Below are 18,315 nucleotides of genomic sequence, written 5' to 3' on the forward strand. Positions count from 1 at the left end.
ACAGAATACCTACAGCATTCAACTTAAAATAATAGAGAATTTTCGCACACATTTCTCGGCTCCAGCCCCTCCAATACTCCGTTAGCATTCCAAACAAACCAGAGCGTTGAACTTAGAAAAAACGCCATCTTACGATAACCGTGCTTCAGCCTCGCCCGATACAAACACCAAGAGAGAATTACAAATATGAGTTATCAACAAGGACAAGTAACTCTGCCTGCAATTTATGTCGGTCGACAACCTTCCGCCGGGAAAGATGAAATCGGTGGAGGTTTTGGCAACAATCTCGGCAAAGGTTTTTCACCAGCACCCGGTGCTATGGAGCCTATTTTCCAACACCTGACACAGCAGACTGTCACCAAACTGGATACCACAGTCGAAGCATTAAACAATGAATACTGGGTAAACATCCAGACACTGCCGCAAGCGATTGAAGATGAACTCGCCGCCGTACGTGCTGAAGGGGCGAACCATCCCTTACCGCCAGTGGAGGCTATTCAACGGGAGTTGCACGTTCGTAACACCCTGCTCTTGCGTAAGACTGCCGAGTTTCATATCCAGACCGCTCTCGCTAACGCTTTTTATGGTGCGGATCCGATCAACCGAAGCACTATGGATTTCTTCGCCAGAGCGAGAAGATTCGCCCCCGTACAAACTCCCGATGGAAAAGCTGTCGAGCAATGGACTCGCTCCTATAAAGCCGCGTGGTCCGCACGACTTCTGAACGAAAAAATCCAGCTTTTGAATCAACAGCATGCTGGGGTACAAAACTTTCTTGCTGCCGTGCAAAACGACGAACACACACGTCAGGTTGCGCAACAAGAAGCTCAGCGTGTGGCTGCAGAATTAGCGCGTCTGGCAGCAGAAGCAGAAGCTCGCCGAATTGTTGCCGAACAAGAACGCATTGCTGCATTGGCACAGGAGCAACGCCTGGCCAACGAACAAGCACAGCTTGCCGCCTTGGCAGAAGCTCAGCGATTGGCCAATGAGCAAGCCAAGGCTGCTGCCGAAGCTGCAGCGCAGCATGCCGCTGCCGAGCAGGCTCGCCTTGAGGCACTGGCTGAAGTTCAACGTCAAGCTGAGCAGCAGCGTCTTGAAAGGGAACAACAAGAGGCGCAAAAGCGCGCACAAGAAAAAGCCAACAGACAGCCCCCCACGCTCACCCACTCCGGTTCAATGGCTGCAATCGGTCCGGTTTTTACCGCGACGGCCGGAAGCGTCGTCACCAATCCCGCCACATCGTTAGCCCTGAAGAACACACTGCGCACGGCGGTATCCGCCGCTATCGCAGCCCTAGCCACCTCGGCAACCCCGATCGTCGTTGGGTTCGCGGCACTGCTTACGCCTTCGAAGCTGAACAACGGTGACCTTTATACAGTGAGTGTTCCACTGTCGGAACTCGCCCCGGAAATGCCCGACAATCTATACGAGCTCGCAGCCGTTCAGGGAGAAGTCAATCTGAAGGTGACGCTGGCTTCGCGCGCGGCTGGCAATCAAACACAGGTCGTTGTCGCCACCACAGACGGTGTTTCGGTACCAGCCACCGTACCTGTCCGGCTCGCACGGTTTGACTCACAAAGGAACGTCTACGTTTCCACCAGTGCAGGTCCGCACACCATCACGACGACCTGGACGCCAGTAGTCGAACTCCCCCCTATATTGACCGAACTTCCAGTCAGCGAAATAGCTGTGCCGATTTATGCGGGCGCTACCGTCACGCCTGGTGAAGGACGAATCGATGCATTTCCACAACTGGATCAGTATAGCTTTGGTGGGTTCATCACTGTCTTCCCGATCGACTCCGGGATCCCTCCGATCTACACGATGTTCAGGGACAGACGGGACGAACCTGGCGTTGCCAGCGGATACGGACAAGCGGTTTCAGGGGCATGGCTAGGGGCAGCATCACAAGGAGAAGGAGCGGCGATCCCGCCACAGATTGCGGATAAACTGCGAGGACGGGAGTTTTCAAACTTTAACGCGTTTAGAAAAGCTTTTTGGAAGACAGTGGCTGCGGATCAACAACTGAGTGCAGAGCTCAGCCATATTAGTAAAATTGAGACATTACAGGGTCTAGCTGCGAGAGCGCCACAAGCAGGTCATGTCGGTAAGCGCCAAAAATTTGAGCTCCACCATGTGATACCCATCAATGAAGGAGGCGCCGTCTTCGATGCAGATAATCTTCGTATTTTGACACCAAAACAACATATTGAGACTCACTCTTACAAAGGAGAAAAGTAAAAATGATCCTAAAAAATAAATTAGAAGAATACACAGAGTCCGAGTATACGAGTCTCATATGTCGCTTATTTGATGGAAGTTACTCCACCGAAGAAGAGCTAGATTCAATTGTTGACAACATTGTAATCACGTCTGAACATCCAAACGGCTCCGACATTTTGTATTACCCAGCAGAAGGTGTTGAAGATAGCCCTGCTGGTGTACTGAAAACCATCAAAACCTGGCGAGCAGCCAATGGCAAACCTGGCTTCAAGGCCGAGGATTAATCAGCAACATCGAGCGTAAGCAACTGTTCTTACGCTCAACTCCTTCTCGCCTTTCATGGCTAGGGGCAGCATCACAAGGAGAAGGAGTGGCGATCCCGTCACAGATTGCGGATAAACTGCGAGGACGGGAGTTTTCAAGCTTCAATGCGTTTAGAAGAGCTTTTTGGGAGGCGATGGGCAACGATGCCTCTTTGAGTAGTCAATTTACAAAAATTAGGCAAATGGACATGAAGCGCAAACTTTCACCCATGACGCCGCCAGAAGACCAAGTAGGCCTGCGAAAGAAATATGAAATTCATCATATCAAGCCCATCAGCGAAGGAGGCGGGGTTTACAGTTTAGATAACCTTAGGGTAATGACACCAAAACTACACATCAAATCCCACTCCAAAAATAAGGGAGGAGTAAAATGAATCTTCGAAATGAGTTTTCAGAATACACTGAGAAAGAATACCTAAACCTTATTAAGAGATTATTCGAAGGACACTACTCATCTGAATATGAACATGATGCGATTGTAGAAAATATTGTCCTTACCTCAGAGCACCCCGACGGAACAGGTGTCCTGTATGACCCTCGGGAAGGTATAGAGGACAGCCCCTCTGGCGTGTTGAACGCTATAAAAACCTGGCGAGCTGCCAACGGTAAACCCGGCTTCAAAGTCAAAAACTAGTCAGTAAAATCGAGCGCAGCCGTCATCCTTGCGCTCGATTCCTCTTCCCCCTTACAGCGAATATTTCTGCAAATTCCCCATCATTTCCTTCAACGCTTCAATGTTGTCCTTCGGATGCACCGCGCCTTCGAAGTCGCAGATCTGCTGCCAATGCGCCGCTACCTCCTCTGGCGAGAAACCCTCGCGCGGGTCAAACCCGGCACCGAGGCTGCGCTCCCAGCGCACTTTGCCCATCCAGCCGCCACCCACCTCGAACAGGCCGGAGGTTTCCTGGCAGTTTTCACTGGCCAGGTACACCACCAGCGGGCTGACCAGTTCCGGTTTCAGCTGCTCGAATACGTGTGGCGGGATCAGGCCTTCGGTCATGCGCGTGCCACCGGTCGGGGCGATGGCATTGACCAGAATGTTGTTTTTGCGGCCCTCGATGGCCAGGGTGCGGGTCAGGCCATAGAGGCCGAGCTTGGCCATGCCGTAGTTGGACTGGCCGAAGTTGCCGTAGATGCCCGACGTCGACGCGGTGAAGATCACCCGACCGTAGTTTTGCTCGCGCATGTGCGGCCAGGCGGCACGGGTGACTTTGTAGGCACCCTCGACGTGGACGCGGTAAACCAGGTCCCAGTCGCTATCGTCCAGTTTATGGAACGTCTTGTCCCGCAGGATCCCGGCATTGTTCACCACCACATCGATCCGGCCAAAGGTGTCGAGTGCGTGCTGAACGATTCTCTCGCCGTCGGTCACCGAGTCATGGTTGGCGATTGCGGTGCCGCCGGCCTCGCGAATCTCGGCTACCACGCGGTCAGCCGCGCTGGCGTTGGCCCCCTCGCCTTGCGCCGAGCCGCCAAGATCGTTGACCAGCACGTTGGCCCCCTGCCTGGCGAACAGCAACGCATGGGCCCGTCCCAGGCCGCCGCCCGCCCCCGTCACGATCACGACTTTATCTTCGAAGCGCACAGACTCATTCATTACCCAACTCCAGCAGGCCCAAGGACAGTGAGCCCGAGTGTCAGCCACACGGCATGCACTCACAATCAAGTGGGCTGGAGCTGAATGGTGGACGATAAGGCAGGGGGATGATCGAACGGTGTGCCAGGCGATCAGGGGATCAGGAACAGGCGACTTTCAACGCCAGGGAATTCAGATGCTCACGAAAGGCCAGGTAGTGCTTGAGCACCTGCACCGGCGCTTCAATCTGCGGGTAATGACCAATGCCTTGCAGCAACACGGTGTCCGGATTGGCAATCAGCGCCCGGTAGCGTTCGACCATGTGTCCGCCCGACACCGGGTCGGCTTCACCGTCAATCACCCGTAGCGCAACCTCTCCCGTCTGCATGGCGCGTACCCAGCGATTGCGCAGTGCACGGCGTTGCGGCACATAGGCGATCAGCTTATGCAGGATACGCGGCCCATTGTTGCTGTTGATCAAACTCCAGAAATCGTCCAGCTCGCTTTCACTGAGGCGGGACCGGGGACCGAAGATCTGCCGAAAACTCTTGACCAGGGTATCTCGCGTAAAGGCCCGCCCGATCATCCAGCCCAAGGGGCTGAGCAACAATTTCTGCATGAGCACCGGCCGATGAGTCTCGGGAAACAGCCCGCCGTTGAGGAACACGCAACTGGCAATCTCAGCTCGATCCTCTTCGTGCCGGGCCAGTAACTCCTGCGCCACGCTGTCCCCATAATCGTGGGCCAGTAGATGCACGGGTTGATCGATGCCTAAATGAATCAGTAGTGCCTGCTGCAGGTCTGTCTGCTCCAGCAGACAGTATTCATGGCCGAGGGGTTTCGCCGAGTCGCCAAAACCGAGCATGTCACAAGCAATCACCCGATAGCGCTGGGCCAAGGGCTGCCACAGGTAGTGCCAATCCCAACTGGCGGTGGGAAAGCCGTGGATCAGCAGCAAGGGTTCACCCTGTCCGGCCACCCAATAGCGGATGGTCTGGCCACGGAACACAAAGCTCTGGCTACGTTTGCGCCAGACGCATAACGGGATTTCGGCGAGAGACATTTAGAGTCTGTAGCCCGGGTATTGTTGATCGAGTTTGCGCAGCAACGCAGGCCAGGCCAGCGCGCCGCCCATTCCTTGAGCACTTTTGGTCACGCCGGCAATCATCGCGCGGGCGCCGGCGAGAATCTGCGGTTCGATGGCAATCAACTCGGCCCCGCCATTCTGCGCAAGCACCTGGATATCGCAGGCACGCTGAAAGGTGAACATCATCAAAAACGTATCGGCGATCGTGCTGCCACAGGTCAGCAGGCCGTGGTTGTGCAGCATCAGGAAATGGTTTTGTCCAAGGTCCGCTTGCAGTCGCGTCTTCTCCTCATGGTTGAGCGCGACACCTTCATAGGCGTGATACGCCAGGCTGGAGAGGACAAACAACGATTGCTGACTGATCGGCAGCACGCCTTGCTTTTGCGCAGAAACCGCTACGCCTGCCGCGGTGTGGGTATGCAGCACGCACGCCACGTCGTGACGCACTTCGTGCACCGCGCTATGGATGGTGTAGCCGGCGGGGTTGATCTCGTACGGACTGTCCATCTGCTTGTTGCCGGCCTGATCGACCTTGACCAGGCTCGAAGCGGTGATTTCGTGGAACATCATCCCGAACGGATTGATCAGGAAATCTTCGGTGCCCGGTACCTTGGCCGAAATGTGGGTGAAGATCAGATCATCCCAGCCATGCAGGGCCACTAGCCGATAACAGGCGGCCAGATCCACTCGCGTCTGCCACTCGGTGGCGCTGACCTGATCTTTGACATTCGGGGTTGATGCTGCGGGGGCTGCGCTCACGGCAAGACCTCAGTTCTTATTATTCTCAACATGTGAAAACAGTCTAGTCAGCTATCGGCATTCGGGTAGTTGCATTGGCAGCCAGCTTAATGACCTAACGAGTCAGTACATTTTCCAGTCGACTGGGTCGTGATCCATGTCACGACACCCACTTGAGCAGGGCCCCCGGCGAACGGCGTCTGGTCGCGCTGCCCTGCATAGTCGCGCGAGCGTCCGGTCAACCGCGCAGTGCGCTGATCAGCTCACTCAGCCAAGGTTCGGCATCCGTTTCGGGGGTCACACTTTCACTGGCGTCCAGGCGCAACATGGGCAGCACTTCACGCCCCCCGAGTTCGCCGAACAGCTCGCGCATCTGTTCACCGCCACCGCAGAAGGTATCACCGTAACTGGCATCGCCCAGACCGATCACCGCGCCCGGCAAACCGCGCCAGGCCGCTGGCAACGTATCGCGAATCATCGAGTACAAAGGTTGCAGGTTGTCTGGCAGCTCGCCCATGCCGGTGGTCGAGGTCACCGCCAGAAACGCTTCAGGACCAAATGCCTGAATATCCGCCAAGGTCGCGCGCGGGTTATGCCAGGTCTCGAACCCCGCCGCATTGAGTAGCTTGGCCGCATGTCGGGCGACTTCTTCAGCCGTGCCGTACACCGAGCCGGAAAGGATGGCGACTTTCATCAATCTGATCCTGAATCTGAGTGAAAACCGGAATACTAACAGCTGACACAAAAAAACTACGATTGACTCTCAATCAGCGATGATAGCCAGTGGACAGTTTCCCAGCCTGTCATAGAATGCAACGCACACTCAACGCAGAAAGGACTCTTCGATGATCAATGCTCAATTGCTGCAATTGGTGATCAACGCTTCAAACGATGGAATCGTGATTGCCGAAAGGGAAGGCGAAGACAACATCCTGATCTACGTGAATCCGGCCTTCGAAAAGCTTACCGGTTACAGCGCTGAAGAAATCCTCTATCAGGACTGTCGTTTTCTCCAGTCTGGAGATCGCGATCAGTGCGCCTTGGGCAGTATCCGTGAAACGCTGAAAAACGGCGGCTCCTGTCGCGAGGTCCTGCGCAACTACCGCAAGGATGGCACACCGTTCTGGAATGAACTGTCGCTTTCAACGGTGTACAACGAAAGCGACAAGCAGACATATTTCGTCGGTGTACAAAAAAACGTCACGACCCAAGTCAAGGCCCAACTGCGGGTCGAACAACTGGAAGCCGAGTTGAGCACATTGAAAGCCCAATTGCGGGCGCTCAATACGACCAACGGTCAAAACAAGTGAACGAATCAATGGTCACTAACTACAATCACCAATGACTTTGTAATTATATCTTTCGAGTAAACCATGCACCGCGATGCCCTTCTGACTCAGGATGAACTCGATTTCATCCAGATGATGCAACACAACCCGCAGCTCAACGTGCGTGATGCGACGTCGAGCCTGCTGGTGAATGGGGGCGCCCAAATTCGCGACCTGCTGACTCGCCTGGCAGCGCACGAGCAAGTGACCATCCAGGCACAGTTTGAAAACCAGCAGATGACCTTCCCCCTGCACTTGGTCGAAGACGAGTTTCATGCGCTGCATTTGCGCCTGGGCGTACCGAGTATCTATGAGGACGGCCCCATGGTTCGCCCGTGGCGCCTGGTGCTTGAAGAGCCGGTTGCGCTGGAAAACGCCAAAGGCCAGCCGGGCGCGCTGTGGGTGCATGAAGTGTCGTTCAAGGGGATCTTGCTGGAAGTGCGCAACCGCACCAAGCCACCAAAAAGCTTCGCGCTGTGGTTCAGCCCTTCAGGTTATGAGCGTATCGCCCTGCGCGGCACCTTCGAGCGGGAAACCGAACACGGTTACTACGCCTATCGGCTCAACCAGGGCGACAAGGACGAAACCGAACGGTTGCGTCAGTACATCCTTCAGCAACACCGCCTGACCCACCCTGCCCTGCACACCTGAGCATCAGGTATCGAGCGTTCCCACCAGGAACCGCTGCAGACGCTGTTGCATCAGCCCGCCTTCGCTACCCAGGCAACCAATGGACGACCCGGCCAGGCTGTCCTGTGCCAGGTCCGACGCATCGCCGGCCAATAGCAGACGGCAATCCAGGCTCATTGCCAGGCGATTCAGACGACGAGCAAAGTCCGGTGTCGGCGCCCGATTGGAAACCAGCACCAGTGCCTGGGGCTGGATTTTTTCACAGACCAGGGTCAGTTCATCGAAGGGTTTGCCCAACGCCAGCACCCTGACGCCCATGCGCTCGCAGCTCAGGTACAACGCTGCCAACAGCAACTCAACCTCATGGCAATGCCCTTCGATTGCAGCCACAGCAACCCGCACCGGCCGCGAACCGCGCAACATAACCAGACGCTGGAGCAGCCTGGAGCGCAGGAACTCGTCGAGCATCACCCACTCGCTGGTTTGTCCGAAGACGTCTTTCTGTTGCAGTGACTGCCTCCAGAGAGGCATGAAGATGTCCTGAAACACCACAATCAGTGAGTAGGTGGAAAAGACCTGACCGTAGATACGCCCCAGTTCGACATCATCGAAATGACTCAGCGCAGCCTTGATCTGGGTTTGCCACTGGGCATAATCGGCCTGGACCAGTTCATCCGGGATGAACTTCGACACAACCCGGGTTGCACGATTTTGGGTCAGAATCCGCCCTACCTTGCTGACCGCCACACCCCGGCCGATCCAGCCAAGAATGCTGCGAATCTGCTCGATATCGGTCATTGAGTACAGTCGATGCCCGCTTTCGGTGCGAGTCGGCTGAATCAAGCCATAGCGCCGCTCCCAGGCACGCAGGGTTACCGGGTTGACACCTGTCAGGCGCGCCACTTCACGAATAGGGAACAATTGCTCCTGACTGACGGCAAGAGCAGCCAATAAAGGCTCGGGAGGCTCTGTATCTACCATGGGCGCGCAGACATCCTTGTCAAGTTGAGTCTTACCTTATCTCTCAGTGCCCTCGACATTCAAGCCTGTGGCATTCGACGACTATCGTTGGTGTTTTCCGCACAATCAGGAATAATTCTTGCACATTTGTAAGCGCAGCCCTCTACCCCCGGTGCTGCGTTTTGCACACCTCCTACCCGGAGTCGCGTGCGCGTCATTATGGAGATACAAAATGTCTACCTCACCGGTCACCCTGATGGTGGCGCGTCGCGTTGCCAATGGGCGCTATCAGGACCTGATCGCCTGGTTGCGCGAAGGCGAACAACTGGCCACCGACTTCCCCGGCTATCTGGGCTCTGGCGTGCTCGCTCCGCCGCCCGACGATGACGAATTCCAGATCATCTTCCGCTTTGCCGACGAGAAAACCCTGCACGCCTGGGAACATTCCGTCTCGCGCACCACGTGGCTGGGGCGCGGCAGCGACCTGTTTGCCCACCCATCCGAGCATCGCGTCAGTGGCATCGACGGTTGGTTCGGTGCCATCGGGCAACGTCCCCCGCGCTGGAAACAGGCCGTGGCGATCTGGCTGGCGTTTTTCCCGGTCTCGCTGCTGTTCAACGTTGTCCTCGGCCCATTGCTCAACGACATGAGCATGCTGCCCCGCGTGCTCGTCAGCACCCTGGCCCTGACTCCGCTGATGGTCTACCTCTTCATTCCATTGTCGACCCGCCTGCTGGCCGGCTGGTTGAACAGCACGCCTGTGCGGTCGTTGCCCACCGAGCCCTCCACGCAGAATCGCTGATCCCCCACCGATGCGCTTGGCATAGGTTTGCAAGGCTCGTCGCTGGTATAGTTTTGCCATACCCGCCATGCGAGCCGCCCATGCCCCCCTCCCTTGCCCCGATCCTCATCACCGGCGCCAGCCAGCGTGTCGGGCTGCATTGCGCCAAACGGCTGCTCGAAGACGGTCAACCGGTGATCGTCAGCTACCGCAGTGAACGCCCCGGCGTGCAAACCCTGCGCGACCTGGGGGCGATCACGCTGTTCGCGGACTTCTCCAGCGAATCCGGGATCCTGGCCTTTATCAGCGAACTGAAACAGCACACCCACTGTTTGCGCGCCATCGTGCATAACGCCTCCGCCTGGCTGGCGGAAACGCCTGACACCGAAGCGAGCGCATTTACCCGGATGTTCAGCGTGCACATGCTGGCGCCTTATCTGATCAACCTGCACTGTGCCGACTTGCTGGAGCGTTCCACCCCGGCGGACATCGTGCACATCAGCGACGATGTCACGCGCAAGGGCAGCAGCAAGCACATCGCCTACTGCGCCAGCAAAGCGGGGCTCGACAGCCTGACCCTTTCGTTCGCGGCAAAATACGCCCCGAAGATCAAGGTCAACGGCATCGCCCCCGCCCTGCTAATGTTCAACCCCGACGACGATGCTGCCTACCGCGCCAAGGCACTGGCCAAGTCCGCGCTGGGCATCGAGCCCGGTGCCGAAGTGATCTACCAGAGCCTGCGCTATTTGCTGGACAACCCTTATGTCACCGGCACGACCCTGACCGTCAACGGCGGACGGCACGTCAAGTAAGCCGCCCCGCGAGGATGTTCCATGACGTTATTGCCCCAGCACTACCGTGAGATCCTGATCGGCCTGGGTGAAGACCCCGACCGTGAAGGCCTGCTCGACACCCCGCTGCGCGCGGCCAAGGCCATGCAATACCTGTGTCACGGTTATGCGCAAAGTGTCGAAGAGATCGTCAACGGTGCGCTGTTCGCCTCTGACAATGATGAAATGATCATCGTCGACAACATCGAGCTCTACTCACTCTGCGAACATCACCTGCTGCCCTTCATCGGCAAGGCCCATGTCGCTTATATTCCTACCGGCAAAGTGCTGGGCCTGTCGAAGATCGCGCGCATCGTCGACATGTTCGCCCGGCGCTTGCAGATCCAGGAAAACCTCACCCGGGAAATCGCCGAGGCGGTGCAGCGTGTGACCGGCGCCGCCGGTGTTGCGGTGGTGATCGAGGCCCAGCACATGTGCATGATGATGCGCGGCGTCGAGAAACAGAATTCGATCATGAATACCTCGGTGATGCTCGGCGCCTTTCGCGAGTCGAGCACCACCCGCCAAGAATTCCTGCAATTGATTGGACGGAGCAAGTAGCAATGCCACAACTTCAACCAGGAATGGCCCGCATCCGGGTCAAGGACCTGTGTCTGCGGACCTTCATCGGGATCAATGAGGATGAAATCCTCAACAAGCAGGACATCCTGATCAACCTGACGATCCTGTATGCCGCCCAAGACGCGGTACGCGATAACGACATCGATCACGCGCTCAACTACCGCACCATCACCAAAGCGATCATCGCCCACGTGGAAGGTAACCGGTTTGCGCTGCTCGAACGCCTGACCCAGGAGTTGCTGGACCTGGTCATGGCCAACCAGAGCGTGCTCTACGCCGAGGTCGAAGTCGACAAACCCCACGCCCTGCGCTTTGCCGAGTCGGTGTCGATCACCCTCGCGGCAAGCCGCTGAGCTTTGAGCTACAAGCCGTAAGCTTTAAGCTAGAAGCCAACGTAATCCATATCTTGCAGCTTGAAGCTTGCCGCTTGAAGCTGTCTCAGAGAGACCTATGACCGACCAACAACGCCTGGAACTTGAAGCCGCCGCTTTCCGCCGGCTGGTTGCCCACCTGGACAGCCGCAAGGACGTGCAGAACATCGACCTGATGAACCTCTCGGGATTCTGCCGCAACTGCCTGTCCAAGTGGTACAAGGCCGCCGCTGACGAACGCCAGATCGAGGTCAGCCTCGACGATGCCCGTGAAGTGGTCTACGGCATGCCCTATGCCGAGTGGAAAGCCCAATACCAGCAAGAAGCCAGCGCCGAGCAACAAGCGGCGTTCGCCAAAGGAAAAACCCATGACTGACCTGAACACCCTGCGCGCCAGCCTGAACAGCGGCGAACACGCTTTCGCCGATACCCTGGCGTTCATTGCCGAAGGCTACGACTACCAGCCACAGGCCTTCAACAACGGTGGCGTGGAAAACGCCGCCGGGCAGAACGAAGGTTCGTGCAAGACCCTGGGCCTGGCCCTGCTGGAAGGCTTGAGCGATAAAGAGGCACTGCTGGCATTTGGCGAACACTACCGCTCGGTGGTGGCGACGCCTGAAGGCAGTGATCACGGCAACATCCGGGCACTGATTGCCCATGGCCTGGCGGGTGTGAAGTTCACGCAGCAGCCACTGGCGCGCCGCTGATTCTCCCTATGGAAGCGGGCTTTCCCGCTCCCATAGCAAGCGCTTCATTGCCCGTGCAATCGCGGGCATGAAAAAACCGGCCTTGGCCGGTTTTTTTCATTTCAACGCTCGCGCAATCAAGCGTTCTGCAGATCGTCCAGGTAACGCTCTGCGTCCAGTGCAGCCATGCAGCCGGCGCCCGCCGAGGTGATCGCCTGACGGTAAACGTGGTCAGCCACGTCGCCGGCGGCGAAGATACCTTCGAGACTGGTAGCAGTCGCATTGCCTTCACGACCGCCCTGCACCACCAGATAACCGTCCTTGAGGGTCAACTGGCCTTCGAACAGCGATGTGTTCGGGGTATGGCCGATGGCGATGAACACACCGTCGACTTTCACTTCGTCGAAGCTGCCGTCGTTGTTTTTCAGGCGGGCACCGGTCACGCCCATGTTGTCGCCCAGCACTTCGTCCAGGGTCGCGTTCAGCTTCAGCTCGATCTTGCCTTCGGCAACCCGGGCATTGAGCTTGTCGATCAGGATCTTCTCGGCGCGGAAGGTTTCGCGGCGGTGGATCAGGGTCACCTTGCTGGCGATGTTGGCCAGGTACAGGGCTTCTTCAACAGCGGTGTTGCCGCCGCCGACCACGACCACTGGCTTGTTGCGGTAGAAGAAACCGTCGCAGGTCGCGCAGGCCGAAACGCCTTTGCCCATGAAGGTCTCTTCCGACGGCAGGCCCAGGTAGCGAGCGCTGGCGCCGGTGGCGATGATCAGGGCGTCACAGGTGTAAGTAGCGCTGTCGCCGGTCAGGGTGTACGGCTTGGCAGCAAAGTCGACGGCATTGATGTGATCGAAAACGATTTCGGTCTCAAAACGCTCGGCGTGCTCTTTCATCCGCTCCATCAGCGCCGGGCCGGTCAGGCCGTGAACGTCGCCCGGCCAGTTGTCGACTTCGGTGGTGGTGGTCAACTGACCACCCGCCTGCATGCCAGTGATCAGCAACGGCTTGAGGTTAGCGCGGGCAGCATAGACCGCAGCGCTGTAACCGGCAGGGCCGGAACCGAGAATAATCACTCGCGAATGACGTACATCAGACATGACTCACTCCTATCGACCGGCCGGTACTACCTGGCGCGGATGCCGGATTGCCGGCTGGAATAAAAAAGGACCGTGCCGACGCTTGGGGAAGCGCCATAGTGGGACAGCCCTGAAAAATAATGGGTGCAGCGTATCGAGGAGGCGAAGATTAAGGAAATACGGTTTAACAATCCAGCTCATAGGCGGTCTCTATATGCTGGAGCTGCATCTATAGGCGCCTTTGTTACAGTTAATGTCGATACCGTTACCGTGCTTTCGCCTGCCGGGCAAAGCCGGTAAGGTCGGCGCGTTTCTCATTGCTCGGAGCACACTATGCCCGCCCCCGTTCTGTCCGGCCCGCAATACCTGCGCGAAGGCCTCAAGCTGATCCTGAGTCCTGGCCTGCGCTTGTTTGTGCTGTTGCCACTGGCCATCAACCTGGTGCTGTTCGTCGGATTGATCTACCTGGCCAGCCATCAGTTCAGTCTGTGGGTCGACACCTTGATGCCCTCCCTGCCCGACTGGCTGAGCTTTCTCAGTTATGTGCTCTGGCCACTGTTCGTGGTGCTGGTGGTGTTGATGGTGTTTTTCAGCTTCACCATGCTGGCCAACGTGATCGCTGCCCCCTTCAACGGATTTCTCGCGGAGAAGGTTGAAGTGGTAGTGCGTGGTACCGACGATTTCCCGGCCTTCAGCTGGGGCGAACTGGTCGCCATGATCCCGCGTACCCTCGCCCGCGAGATGCGCAAACTAGGCTACTTCCTGCCTCGGGCGCTGGCGCTGTTCATTCTGTCGTTCATCCCGGTGCTCAACCTGATTGCCGCACCGCTGTGGCTGATCTTCGGCGTGTGGATGATGGCGATCCAGTACATCGACTACCCGGCGGACAACCACAAGCTGGGCTGGAACGAGATGCTCGCCTGGCTGCGCGAGAAACGCTGGCAGAGCATGGGCTTTGGCGGCAGCGTTTACCTGGTGCTGCTGATTCCCGTGGTCAATATCCTGATGATGCCCGCGGCCGTAGCCGGGGCGACGCTGTTCTGGGTGCGCGAGCGCGGCGCGGAAAACCTGGTGGCCAAACAAGGCTGACCCTTCATGAATTCGTCATCGCGCTGACACAATGACGACACGGCCTCAGCCGACACTGAGGCCATGACGACAGCCCTGCACATCACCCTGATCACCGAAACCTTTCCACCCGAAATCAACGGTGTGGCCAATACCCTTGGCCGCTTGTGCGATGGATTGCGCGCGCGTGGGCACCAGATCGAACTGGTGCGACCGCGCCAGGCTGACGATCAGGCCCGAGCCAGTGATGACGAGCTGTTGCTCTGCCGAGGCTGGCCGCTGCCCGGATACCCGGGGCTGCAATGGGGCCAATCGTCGATGCACAAACTGCTCAGGCGCTGGAAGCGTCAGCGCCCGGACGTGCTCTACATTGCCACCGAGGGGCCATTGGGCTTGTCTGCCTTGCGGGCAGCACGGCGATTGGGCATTGCCGCGGTCAGCGGTTTCCACACCAATTTCCAGCAGTACTCCAGCCAGTACGGCCTCGGGCTGTTGACCCGGCTGCTGACGCACTACCTGCGCTGGTTCCATAACCGCTCCCAACTGACGCTGGTGCCCAGCGCCAGCCAGCGACTGGAACTGGAGCGTCGGCACTTCGAGCGCCTGGCGCTGTTGTCCCGGGGAGTCGACAGCCAGTTGTTCCACCCGACCAAACGCCTGGGCTCTCTACGGGAAAGCTGGGGGCTGGCCAATGACGATATCGCGGTGATTCACGTGGGCCGGTTGGCCCCGGAAAAAAACCTGGGGTTGCTCAAACGCTGCTACCAACACCTGCAATCAACTTATCCACAGCGCCGGATGAAATTGATCGTGGTCGGTGACGGACCACAGCGCGCCGCACTGGAAAAGGATATGCCTGAAGCGATCTTCTGCGGCTCACAACGCGGTGAAGCCTTGGCCTGCCACTATGCATCCGGGGACATTTTCGTGTTCCCGAGCCTGACCGAAACCTTCGGCAATGTCGTACTGGAAGCGCTGGCCTCCGGCCTTGGGGTGGTGGCCTACGATCAGGCCGCCGCGGCCCAGCACATTCGCCATGGCTACAACGGTGTCGTGGCGATGCCGGGGGATGAAGACGCTTTTTGCGATGCCGCTGGCTGGCTGTTGGAGGAAGCGGAGGCCCTGCGCTGCATACGCCTGAATGCACGTCAGCACGCGAGCCGCCAAGGGTGGACGACGATCATCGAGCAGTTTGAAAGTCAGTTGCGCGGTGCGTGTGCGGGGGAGTTGGTGGTACCGAATGCACCGACCTTGCCGTAAGGCCATGGCGAGCCTGCTCCCACATTGGACCTTGTCATCCTGCAGGAGCGGGCTGGCCCGTGATGGTGTGAGCGGGCCGCCGCTTAAACCAGCGTCATCAACGCTTCGCGACTGAACGGCAGGATGTCCTCTTCACGGCCATCACGTACTTTCCGCGCCCAGTCCGGATCGACCAGCAAGGCGCGGCCCACGGCCACCAGATCGAACTCATCGTTGTTCAGACGCTCCAGCAGTTTCTCCAGGCTGGCAGGCTGCGCGACTTTGTCGGTGTTGACCATGAACTGCAGGAACTCGCCGTCCAGGCCAACGCTGCCAACCGTGATGGTCGGCTTGCCGGTCAGCTTGCGGGTCCAGCCGGCCAGGTTCAGTTCAGAGCCATCGAACTCCGGCTCCCAGAAACGCCGAGTCGAGCAGTGGAAAATATCCACGCCGGCATCCGACAACGGCTGCAGGAATTCACCCAGCGCCTCAGGGGTGTGCACCAACCGCGCGGTGTAATCCTGCTGCTTCCACTGGGAAAAGCGGAAGATGATCGGGAAGCCTTCGCCGACCGCGGCACGCACGGCCTGGACCAGTTCGATGGCGAAACGCGAACGGTTGGCCAAGCTGCCACCGTATTCGTCGGTGCGCTGGTTGCTGCCTTCCCAGAAGAACTGGTCGACCAGGTAGCCGTGGGCACCATGAATTTCCACGCCGTCCATGCCGATGCCCTGTGCATCCCTGGCAGCCTGGGCAAATGCCGCGATCACGTCCTGAATGTCCTGTCGGGTCATGCCATGCACCACGACCTGACCTTCCTTGATTTTTTCCGACGGACCGTAGCCCGGCACACTGGCGTCCGGCTCGGTGCCGATGCGCCGCACACTGCCCACATGCCAGAGTTGCGGAACGATCTTGCCGCCTTCAGCGTGCACGGCATCGACCACTTTCTTCCAGCCGGCCAGCGCGGCCTGGCCATAGAAATGTGGAACGTTGGGGTAGCCGTTGGATGCCTTGTGACCCACCGTGGTGCCCTCGGTGATGATCAGGCCCACACCGGCCGCCGCGCGACGGCGGTAGTACTCGATCACTTTTGAGTTCGGCACACCGCCTGGGGAGAACGAACGGGTCATCGGTGCCATGACCACGCGGGTCGGCAGTTCCAGCGCGCCGAGGTTGAACGGTTTGAACAAGGCTTTGACGGGCATGCGGCACTCCACAGGGACGCGATATTTATGACGGCGATAATATGGAGACCACTAGGTGCTGAACAGCACTATTGATTGCAGTGATTAAGCTAAAAAGACAGAACGGATTGGCAGGAGCTAGAGGGCCGAAGCGGCCCCTGGTGTCTTGCGGCGATCAACAACACGTGATCGCAGGCAAGTCAGCTCCTGCAAAAAGGGATCAAGCGAGGGCTTTTTCGATGGCCTGGATGACCGTCGGATCATCCGGCGCGGTGCGTGGCGAGAAACGCGCCAGCACGCGACCGTCCTTGCCCATCAGGAATTTTTCGAAATTCCAGGTGATATCACCGGGAAATTCGGCCCCCTCGCCCGCCAGCAGGCGATACAACTGATGACGCTCATGGCCGTTGACTTCCAGCTTGCTGGACAACGGAAAGCTCACGCCGTAGTTGAGGCTGCAGAACGTCTTGATCTCGTCTTCCGTGCCCGGCTCCTGCCCGGCAAACTGGTTGCACGGCAAGCCCAGTACGCTGAAACCTTTGGCCTTGTACTGCTGATAAAGGTTTTCCAGCGCAGCGTACTGTGGCGTCAGACCACACTTGGAGGCGACGTTGACCACCAGCACGACGTGCCCCTTGAAGGGCGCCAGAGGCAACGCCTGGCCATCCAACGCTTTTAATGTAAGGTCGTGAAAAGCACTCATGACGTACTCCAGATATCCCGTGTTTTTCTCGAAACAGGCCAGCAACCGCGCAAACACCGATGACCGGTAACGGCCACCGACTAAAAAGGCGCCCTCGGGCGCCTCTCCAGTTATCTGAGCTTAGCGCAGAAATCAGTGGTGATGACCACCTTCGCCATGGATGTGACCATGGGCGATTTCTTCCTGGCTGGCGTCACGGATGTCGATGATCTTGACCTGGAAGTTCAGGCGCTGGCCGGCCAACGGGTGGTTGCCGTCAACGGTCACGTCGTCGCCGTCCAGATCACGGATGGTGACGATCTGCATTTGGCCGTCTGGCGCGGAAGCGTGGAACTGCATGCCCACTTCCAGTTCGTCAACGCCTTCGAACATGCTGCGGCTCAGGGTGCTGACCAGTTCGGCCGCGTATTCGCCGTAGGCATCTTCCGGTTCTACGGCAACAGTCAGTTCGTCACCGACCGCTTTGCCTTCCAGGGCTTTTTCCAGGCCTGGAATGATGTTGCCTGCGCCTTGCAGGTAAACCAGCGGTGCGCCGCCGGCAGAGCTGTCGATGACCTCACCAGCGTCGTTGGTCAGGGTATAGTCGATGGAGACAGCCTTATTGGCGGCGATCAGCATGGGGCGAGACCTTTTGCATAAGAATAAAGAATGGGTAAGTTTAGCGAAGCAAACGCCCGAAAGCGAACAGATCCCGGATAAACGGCCCGCTTCGAGTTCATCGACGATTACCGGTTTCCATCAGGACGAGGACGGACACTGGGTAGCCGAGCTGTCTTGTGGGCACACCCAGCACCTGCGCCATCAACCCCCCTGGCAAACCAGGGCCTGGGTGCTCGACCCCGTGCAACGTATTGAAAAAATAGGTCAGCCCTTTGCCTGCGGTTGGTGCGTTCAAGGCCCGGTTAGCGATAACCTTGGCGTTTGATTCAG

Annotated in this window: 24 protein-coding genes; 15 read left to right on the top strand and 9 right to left on the bottom strand. The window is 58.0% G+C overall.

Features of this window, described 5'->3' with window-relative positions:
- The first annotated feature begins 186 nt into the window (after positions 1–186).
- The 4 genes from CKW07_RS11160 to CKW07_RS11175 all read left to right on the top strand — a co-directional run bounded on the left by CKW07_RS11160 (position 187) and on the right by CKW07_RS11175 (position 3,180).
- Positions 187–2,241, top strand: a complete 2,055-nt coding sequence (locus CKW07_RS11160) for an S-type pyocin domain-containing protein (protein WP_256577043.1) — start codon at positions 187–189, stop codon at positions 2,239–2,241.
- A gap of 2 nt (positions 2,242–2,243) precedes the next feature.
- Entirely contained in the window at positions 2,244–2,507 is a 264-nt protein-coding gene (locus tag CKW07_RS11165) for a bacteriocin immunity protein (RefSeq protein WP_095144954.1), read from the top strand.
- Positions 2,508–2,593: 86 nt separating this feature from the next.
- A complete protein-coding gene (locus tag CKW07_RS11170; protein ID WP_095144955.1) occupies positions 2,594–2,920 on the top strand; it encodes an HNH endonuclease signature motif containing protein in 327 nt (108 codons plus the stop codon).
- Entirely contained in the window at positions 2,917–3,180 is a 264-nt protein-coding gene (locus CKW07_RS11175) for a bacteriocin immunity protein (protein ID WP_095144956.1), read from the top strand. The genes CKW07_RS11170 and CKW07_RS11175 overlap by 4 nt, the downstream gene beginning before the upstream one ends.
- Before the next feature lie 51 nt (positions 3,181–3,231).
- On the opposite strand, the gene CKW07_RS11180 is transcribed toward CKW07_RS11175, so the two are convergent.
- From CKW07_RS11180 to CKW07_RS11195, 4 genes are all read right to left on the bottom strand, one after another.
- The gene (locus tag CKW07_RS11180) at positions 3,232–4,143 is read right to left on the bottom strand and encodes an SDR family oxidoreductase (protein WP_095144957.1); all 912 of its coding nucleotides are present in this window, start codon (positions 4,141–4,143) and stop codon (positions 3,232–3,234) included.
- 139 nt (positions 4,144–4,282) lie between these two features.
- Complete coding sequence (locus CKW07_RS11185) at positions 4,283–5,185, bottom strand: alpha/beta fold hydrolase (RefSeq protein ID WP_095144958.1); 903 nt, start codon at positions 5,183–5,185, stop codon at positions 4,283–4,285.
- Positions 5,186–5,968: a class II aldolase/adducin family protein gene (locus CKW07_RS11190; protein WP_095144959.1), complete on the bottom strand. Its 783-nt coding sequence runs from the start codon at positions 5,966–5,968 to the stop codon at positions 5,186–5,188.
- Between the two features lie 217 nt (positions 5,969–6,185).
- A complete protein-coding gene (locus tag CKW07_RS11195; RefSeq protein WP_095144960.1) occupies positions 6,186–6,641 on the bottom strand; it encodes a flavodoxin in 456 nt (151 codons plus the stop codon).
- Positions 6,642–6,792: 151 nt separating this feature from the next.
- Between CKW07_RS11195 and CKW07_RS11200 the strand changes: the two genes are divergently transcribed.
- Positions 6,793–7,257 carry a PAS domain-containing protein gene (locus tag CKW07_RS11200; RefSeq protein WP_095144961.1) on the top strand — a complete coding sequence of 155 codons (465 nt, stop codon included), beginning with the start codon at positions 6,793–6,795 and terminating at the stop codon, positions 7,255–7,257.
- Positions 7,258–7,320: 63 nt separating this feature from the next.
- Positions 7,321–7,926, top strand: a complete 606-nt coding sequence (locus CKW07_RS11205; RefSeq protein WP_095144962.1) for a hypothetical protein — start codon at positions 7,321–7,323, stop codon at positions 7,924–7,926.
- 3 nt (positions 7,927–7,929) lie between these two features.
- Here the strand turns inward: CKW07_RS11205 and CKW07_RS11210 are convergent, their stop codons facing one another.
- Positions 7,930–8,886 (bottom strand): MerR family transcriptional regulator, encoded by a 957-nt coding sequence (locus CKW07_RS11210; RefSeq protein WP_095144963.1) that lies wholly within the window; start codon positions 8,884–8,886, stop codon positions 7,930–7,932.
- A gap of 211 nt (positions 8,887–9,097) precedes the next feature.
- Between CKW07_RS11210 and CKW07_RS11215 the strand changes: the two genes are divergently transcribed.
- The 6 genes from CKW07_RS11215 (at position 9,098) to CKW07_RS11240 (ending at position 12,136) form a co-directional block, all read left to right on the top strand.
- Positions 9,098–9,667 carry an antibiotic biosynthesis monooxygenase gene (locus tag CKW07_RS11215; protein ID WP_095144964.1) on the top strand — a complete coding sequence of 190 codons (570 nt, stop codon included), beginning with the start codon at positions 9,098–9,100 and terminating at the stop codon, positions 9,665–9,667.
- Between the two features lie 80 nt (positions 9,668–9,747).
- Positions 9,748–10,458: a dihydromonapterin reductase gene (gene folM, locus CKW07_RS11220; RefSeq protein WP_095144965.1), complete on the top strand. Its 711-nt coding sequence runs from the start codon at positions 9,748–9,750 to the stop codon at positions 10,456–10,458.
- Positions 10,459–10,479: 21 nt separating this feature from the next.
- A complete protein-coding gene (gene folE / locus CKW07_RS11225) occupies positions 10,480–11,037 on the top strand; it encodes a GTP cyclohydrolase I FolE (RefSeq protein ID WP_095144966.1) in 558 nt (185 codons plus the stop codon).
- 2 nt (positions 11,038–11,039) lie between these two features.
- A complete protein-coding gene (folX, locus tag CKW07_RS11230) occupies positions 11,040–11,411 on the top strand; it encodes a dihydroneopterin triphosphate 2'-epimerase (RefSeq protein ID WP_095077796.1) in 372 nt (123 codons plus the stop codon).
- A 97-nt stretch (positions 11,412–11,508) separates the two neighbouring features.
- On the top strand, positions 11,509–11,805 hold the full coding sequence (locus CKW07_RS11235) for a DUF1244 domain-containing protein (protein WP_095077800.1): 297 nt from the start codon (positions 11,509–11,511) through the stop codon (positions 11,803–11,805).
- A complete protein-coding gene (locus CKW07_RS11240; protein ID WP_095144967.1) occupies positions 11,798–12,136 on the top strand; it encodes a HopJ type III effector protein in 339 nt (112 codons plus the stop codon). Before CKW07_RS11235 ends, CKW07_RS11240 begins: the two co-directional genes overlap by 8 nt.
- 116 nt (positions 12,137–12,252) lie before the next feature.
- Here CKW07_RS11240 and trxB read toward each other — a convergent pair whose 3' ends face one another.
- Positions 12,253–13,209, bottom strand: coding sequence for a thioredoxin-disulfide reductase (gene trxB / locus CKW07_RS11245; protein ID WP_095144968.1), 957 nt, complete (start codon positions 13,207–13,209; stop codon positions 12,253–12,255).
- Between the two features lie 312 nt (positions 13,210–13,521).
- On the opposite strand from trxB, the gene cysZ reads away from it, so the two are divergent.
- Together cysZ and CKW07_RS11255 are read left to right on the top strand one after the other, a co-directional pair.
- On the top strand, positions 13,522–14,277 hold the full coding sequence (cysZ, locus tag CKW07_RS11250; protein WP_095144969.1) for a sulfate transporter CysZ: 756 nt from the start codon (positions 13,522–13,524) through the stop codon (positions 14,275–14,277).
- Between the two features lie 63 nt (positions 14,278–14,340).
- A complete protein-coding gene (locus CKW07_RS11255; protein ID WP_095144970.1) occupies positions 14,341–15,516 on the top strand; it encodes a glycosyltransferase family 1 protein in 1,176 nt (391 codons plus the stop codon).
- An 83-nt stretch (positions 15,517–15,599) separates the two neighbouring features.
- On the opposite strand, the gene CKW07_RS11260 is transcribed toward CKW07_RS11255, so the two are convergent.
- The 3 genes from CKW07_RS11260 to CKW07_RS11270 all read right to left on the bottom strand — a co-directional run bounded on the left by CKW07_RS11260 (position 15,600) and on the right by CKW07_RS11270 (position 18,003).
- Positions 15,600–16,703, bottom strand: coding sequence for an NADH:flavin oxidoreductase (locus CKW07_RS11260; protein ID WP_095144971.1), 1,104 nt, complete (start codon positions 16,701–16,703; stop codon positions 15,600–15,602).
- Between the two features lie 199 nt (positions 16,704–16,902).
- Positions 16,903–17,385 carry a glutathione peroxidase gene (locus tag CKW07_RS11265; protein ID WP_095144972.1) on the bottom strand — a complete coding sequence of 161 codons (483 nt, stop codon included), beginning with the start codon at positions 17,383–17,385 and terminating at the stop codon, positions 16,903–16,905.
- Positions 17,386–17,517: 132 nt separating this feature from the next.
- Complete coding sequence (locus CKW07_RS11270; RefSeq protein WP_095077829.1) at positions 17,518–18,003, bottom strand: peptidylprolyl isomerase; 486 nt, start codon at positions 18,001–18,003, stop codon at positions 17,518–17,520.
- Here CKW07_RS11270 and CKW07_RS11275 point away from each other — a divergent pair.
- Positions 17,972–18,310, top strand: a complete 339-nt coding sequence (locus CKW07_RS11275; RefSeq protein ID WP_095145128.1) for a DUF3565 domain-containing protein — start codon at positions 17,972–17,974, stop codon at positions 18,308–18,310. The two genes, CKW07_RS11270 and CKW07_RS11275, sit on opposite strands and share 32 nt — an antisense overlap.
- Positions 18,311–18,315: the final 5 nt, after the last annotated feature.

The organism is Pseudomonas sp. Irchel s3b6 (genome assembly GCF_900187415.1).
Classification (GTDB): domain Bacteria; phylum Pseudomonadota; class Gammaproteobacteria; order Pseudomonadales; family Pseudomonadaceae; genus Aquipseudomonas.